Source organism: Enterococcus raffinosus, assembly GCF_001886185.1.
GTDB lineage: Bacteria > Bacillota > Bacilli > Lactobacillales > Enterococcaceae > Enterococcus_A > Enterococcus_A raffinosus.
This window is the reverse complement of the sequence record NZ_JXLA01000083.1, coordinates 1-3157: the sequence shown is the minus strand read 5'-3', so window position 1 is coordinate 3157 and position 3157 is coordinate 1. Positions and strand designations below refer to the sequence as shown.

General features: G+C 34.2%; 3 protein-coding genes. 1 reads left to right on the top strand and 2 read right to left on the bottom strand.

What is annotated here, in order from left to right; genetic code table 11:
* Positions 1-71: 71 nt before the first annotated feature.
* On the bottom strand, positions 72-503 hold the full coding sequence (locus RV13_RS20160) for a hypothetical protein (protein ID WP_010746968.1): 432 nt from the start codon (positions 501-503) through the stop codon (positions 72-74).
* Positions 504-659: 156 nt separating this feature from the next.
* Positions 660-1604, bottom strand: a complete 945-nt coding sequence (locus RV13_RS20155; RefSeq protein WP_010746969.1) for a hypothetical protein — start codon at positions 1602-1604, stop codon at positions 660-662.
* Between the two features lie 551 nt (positions 1605-2155).
* Here RV13_RS20155 and RV13_RS20150 point away from each other — a divergent pair.
* The gene (locus tag RV13_RS20150) at positions 2156-3028 is read left to right on the top strand and encodes a hypothetical protein (protein WP_010746970.1); all 873 of its coding nucleotides are present in this window, start codon (positions 2156-2158) and stop codon (positions 3026-3028) included.
* Positions 3029-3157 lie beyond the last annotated feature (129 nt).

Sequence of the window (3157 nt, the reverse complement as noted above, 5' to 3'; positions counted from 1 at the left end):
ACCCCCGATACTACTAGTATTACTAGTCACTCTCGGGGTAGCATTTTTAGAGCGGCTTTCCTTTTACACTACTAAGAATTGTCAACATTTCCGGCGTCAGGAACATTGATCCAAGGAAACTGCACTACCTGTAAAGGAAACAGATCTCGATACAATGTGTAAACTCGACCGTCTTTTGTGACTTTTTGGTGAAAGAAAACGATACAGACAGTCCCCATGAGCTGATCGAGGTCAAAGCTTTTCGCCCCACTATTTCCTGTTGGTTGTCCAAAAGCTGTCAAACATGCTCCAACTGCTTCACCTACTGAATAATTGAAGCCTTGACTCAATCCCTTTTTGGAAATTTCAATCCGAGAGTTCTGCAAAATCATGTTGCCTGTGTCATCTAGCTCATCGCCTGTGATGAAAAGTTTTCTCCCATCGCTACTGTGTGTGACTTGCTTGATTTTTATTATTCTCGGCAAAACTTCCGTGCTTTGCCCGCTGTAAATGTAATTCGGCATTCAAAATCATTCCTTTTTTTATTGAAAAATAGTACTAATTTTCAATTCCATCGCTCAATCCTCTGTGAACAGGATTGAGCGTGATATTCATTTTTATCAGTTTTAATTGATGATGATAATTTTTTTAATAATGTAGTAGCTTGGTTTAGTTTGGAACTACATATAATCTTCTAAATCACTAATAGCTTTTCGAAACTTATTTATAAAAGGCCTGTTCGCTGAAAATTCTTGGAGACTGTAGATTTTCCAAAAGTTTAAAAACTCAGTATTTCTTTCATTAGAAATGAAAATGGATCCCTTTCCCGGCGTATTACAAAAAAGAATGCATAGTCTATCGTACGATGTCACCTCTATTAATTCCTGAAAATCATTGATCGCCAGACTATCCTTTTCACACATTGAATTGGTTTTTTCAGTTAGCTTGTCAAAAAAAACGTCTCCATCTGATTCACATAGAACTTCATCTACAAATAAATCACGCTCGTACGCATACTTAATCGTTTGATGATAAAATTCTGATGGACAATAATCCTTTGGAACCATTAGATGAAAAGCATTTTGTCCGTTCTTTTTCTCACTTTTCGGCATTGGGCTTCCAATCTCCAATAATTGATTTTTTCCAACAACCCACTCGTACTCAGTATTTCCTTCAGAATTTTCTTGAATGAAATAGAAATCTCCAGGCTTTGATCCGTATACATCATAAAAATCTTTATCCGGATTCAATTGTTTCTCTATGGGAAACTCCATAGCGAGTATGATTTCTTCTTCACCACCGGAAATATCAATGTCCTCAACTCCATACTCATCTGCCGGATAAAGCTCAGCAAGTTTTTCTAAAGCATTTTTTACTTGTTCTACTTCTGTTGGAATGACATAATTGGTGGTTCGATTCACAAATTCAGCCCGATAATTTTCTCCTTCAACAATAATCACATCCGGTGTGATAGCAGCCTTCGAAAAGGACTGAAAGAAATTTTTCTTTAAATCGGTTTTTACTTTTGGAATCTTACCACTCATAATAATCGTTTCCATGGACCAAAGTGTTTCAGATTCTGGATCGCTATTCTGCTTGCACATTTCTTCTAAAAAAACGTTCATTATTTTTCCTCCTAGGCCTTTTTTAAGAAAAAGCGTAAATATTTACCTAACAATGTCTCTATACAGATGCTGCTACATTTCGGTTGTCAATGATCTAATCACATCAAACCTATTGATCAGTAGTAAATTCTTTAAACTAGTTTTTCATCATGCGAATTGCTAAATGTAAAAGTTAAATTTTCCTTAATTAATTTTCTAAACTCATAGCCTATAATCATCATTAACATGTTATTTAATAGTCTGTCTTAGATAGCTGAAAATTTAACTGCAATAAGTTTCAATATTGAACACATTTTATGGATTTTAAGTTTTGAAAAAGCCAGCTTATAGAAAGCGTTTTCTCGAAAGACTATTTCACTTTTGACGATTCTAAAATCTTCATTTAAGATGAATCCACAGCTGTTAGATAAATTTTACTTGTTGATTACTGCAACGTTGCTATCAACAAAATCAATGATAAACGATTGGTCTTAAACGTTATATGTACTGTTTGGATTGTTTTACTACAAAACGCGATTTGATGTTAAAAAATAATGCTAGGAGAATTGCTTATGAAGTTATTATTGCAAAACACCGAAGATCTTATCTCATACACAGAAATTTTACGCGAACTAGTGTTACAAACGTTCCCCGAAACAATCGATATTGATGCAAAAGTTGCTGAGCTTAAAAATAAACGTGATTTGAACAAGTTTACCAAAGCTGTTTCGGATAAGAATCTGAAAAAAAAATTAGATAAAATCACAAAAAGCTGCGATGATAAAGGAAAAACTCCTTACTTTGACAGAAGTACATCCAAAGAGTTTATTAAGTTTATTTCACTTTATGAAAATGAAATTGACACATCAAAGATCGCTTCGTATAAAAAATTTAGGAGCGGTAAGTTAGAGAAAATGACTAATTCTGAGTGGTTTGATGTTTTCGATGTATTTTCAGTACAGTTAGAAAAAAGCCTAGGTACTGAAGTTGAAAAATCGGGGGCATTTACTGCTTTCATTGACACCTTCAATCTATATGTACAACATTTGGAATGGAAAATCAGAACAGAATTGAAAGAAAAAGAAAACAGCCTTTTTGAAAGGGCAAGCCAATTGCCAAAAGATAGACATGAAGAAATCGCTCAGTTTTGGTTTAATCAGTTCGATGCTTATTTGTCTACTATTGAAACGGAAATCGATAAGTTCGAACAAAAGAATGGTACTGAAAAATTAATCGTAGAACCCAAACTGAAACAGCAAGAATTTGAAGACGAACTATCTGAGATTCTAGATAGTTCATACGGTAGAGCTTTTGTGGCGAATTACTCAATCGACAATTTTGAATTTTCTAAAAAAGATCTACAACTTTATTATGGTGCTAAAACCATGGATGAAATTGACTGGTATGATTTTGATGAAAACTTTGACTCCTCTTCAACTGATTAATAAATAAAAAAGAACTTGGACATCGCTCGTCAAAGCGGATGTCCAAGCTCAAAGTCTGCTAATTCTGACTGATCTGGCAGTTAATTTTATTTATTAATCATATTTTTCCGCCGTTTGATTCGCATCTCG

Excerpts from the sequence above, each read along its gene's own strand:
- RV13_RS20155 (WP_010746969.1), bottom strand. The coding sequence starts at position 1,604 with ATGAACGTTTTTTTAGAAGAAATGTGCAAGCAGAATAGCGATCCAGAA.
- RV13_RS20160 (WP_010746968.1), bottom strand. The coding sequence starts at position 503 with ATGCCGAATTACATTTACAGCGGGCAAAGCACGGAAGTTTTGCCGAGA.
- RV13_RS20150 (WP_010746970.1), top strand. The coding sequence starts at position 2,156 with ATGAAGTTATTATTGCAAAACACCGAAGATCTTATCTCATACACAGAA.